The organism is Pseudonocardia pini, from assembly GCF_013870575.1.
Taxonomy (GTDB): Bacteria; Actinomycetota; Actinomycetes; order Mycobacteriales; family Pseudonocardiaceae; genus Pseudonocardia; species Pseudonocardia pini.
In genome coordinates, this window is the sequence record NZ_JACBXB010000999.1 from 1 (window position 1) to 1,657 (window position 1,657).

At 74.8% G+C, this 1,657-nt stretch carries 2 protein-coding genes and 1 pseudogene; all 3 read left to right on the plus strand.

Annotated features, from left to right (window positions below):
• Window positions 1-558, plus strand: a 558-nt coding sequence (locus H5J29_RS31805; protein ID WP_181784622.1) for an Asp23/Gls24 family envelope stress response protein, incomplete at its 5' end; no start/stop codon positions are given.
• A gap of 20 nt (window positions 559-578) precedes the next feature.
• Window positions 579-1,325 carry a 3-hydroxybutyrate dehydrogenase gene (locus tag H5J29_RS31810; protein ID WP_181784623.1) on the plus strand — a complete coding sequence of 249 codons (747 nt, stop codon included), beginning with the start codon at window positions 579-581 and terminating at the stop codon, window positions 1,323-1,325.
• Between the two features lie 35 nt (window positions 1,326-1,360).
• Window positions 1,361-1,657, plus strand: a pseudogene (locus tag H5J29_RS31815) (hypothetical protein); the annotation flags it as partial.

Genomic DNA, 1,657 nt, shown 5'->3' on the forward strand with positions numbered 1-1,657 from the left:
GGTGACCGCACCCGGCTCGCGCTGCTCGGGCTCGTGCTGCTGCTCGCCGGGCTGGGCGCCGCCCTCCTCGGCTGGGGGGTGTTCGGCCGCGGTCGCGCCGGGCGCCCGCTGCTCGACCCGATGATCGTCGACGCGCTGCGGTCCCAGCAGATGCTGTGGCGCTGGGTGGCGATCGGGGCGGGGGTCCTGCTGGTGGTCCTCGGGCTCTGGTGGGCGGTGCGCTCGCTGCGCCCCGAGCGCCGCCCCGACCTGCTGCTGGAGGCGAGCCCGGACACGACCCTGCTGGTCACCGCCGCCGCGGCCGCCGAGGCCGTCGCCGACCGGACCGCCGGGCTCCCCGGCGTCGCCCGGGCCCGCGGGCGGATGGTCGGCCGGGAGGACGATCCCGCGCTGCGGCTGACGGTGTGGCTGACCGACGAGGCGGACGTGGCGGAGGTGTGCCGTCGCCTCGACGAGGAGATCGTGACCGAGGCCCGGGACGCGCTGGGGATCGCCCACCTGCCCGTCGCCGTGCGGCTGGAGCTCGACTCGGTCACCAACGCTCCCCGCGTGGCCTGAGCGCCGCCTAGCCTGGACCGATGGCGCTGAGCGGCAAGAAGGCCCTGGTCACCGGAGCGGCGAGCGGGATCGGCGCCGCCATGGCGCGCAGGCTCGCCGCGGACGGCGCGCACGTCTACGCCGTCGACATCTCCGCGGAGGCGGTCGAGGCGCTGGCCGCCGAGGTCCCGGGGATCGAGGCGCTGACCTGCGACCTCTCCGACCTCGACGCGGTGGACGCGCTCCCCGCGGACGTCGACCTGCTGGTCAACAACGCGGGCCGCCAGCACGTCTCGCCGATCGAGGACTTCGATCCCGCGATGTTCCACCAGATCCTCACGATCATGCTCGAGGCGCCGTTCCGGCTGGTCCGGCGCGTGCTGCCGCACATGTACGAGCAGGGCTGGGGGCGGATCGTGAACGTCTCCAGCGCGCACGGGCTGCGGGCCTCGCCGTTCAAGTCCGCGTACGTCGCGGCCAAGCACGGGCTGGAGGGCCTGTCCAAGGTCACCGCGCTGGAGGGGGCCGCGCACGGCGTGACCAGCAACTGCGTCAACCCGGCCTACGTGCGGACGCCCCTGGTGGAGAAGCAGATCGCGGACCAGGCCCGCGCCCACGGCATCCCCGAGGACGAGGTCGTCTCGACCATCATGCTCACCCCGGTGGCGGTGAAGCGGTTGATCGAGCCCGCCGAGGTCGCCGAGTTCGCCTCCGTGCTGTGGGGCCCCGCCTCGGCCTCCATCACGGGGATCTCCCTGGTCCAGGACGGTGGCTGGACCGCCCACTAACCGTGCATTCACCCACCACCGGTCAGACTGGTCGGGTGGGGGCGTACGTGCGGTCGGTGGTGCTCGTGCTCGCCGGTGCCCTCCTCCTGGCGGGCTGCGCGCTGGGGCCGTCGCAGCGGCCGCCCGTCGCCGTCCGTGGTGACCAGATGGCCGGGCCCCCCACCAGCGCGGGGACCAGTCCCGCGGACCCGAACGCATTGCCCGCGCCGGAGCCGCAGGATCCGCTGGTCGACTACTCGGACTGCACCGCGGACACCCTGGAGGCCGTCGGCGCGGCCGGCTACCCGGTCCCGCCGGGCCGCGTGCTGTCCGCGAGCTGCGGGCAGCTGGAG

Coding starts and splice junctions, on each gene's coding strand:
- H5J29_RS31810 (WP_181784623.1), top strand. CDS start 579: ATGGCGCTGAGCGGCAAGAAGGCCCTGGTCACCGGAGCGGCGAGCGGG.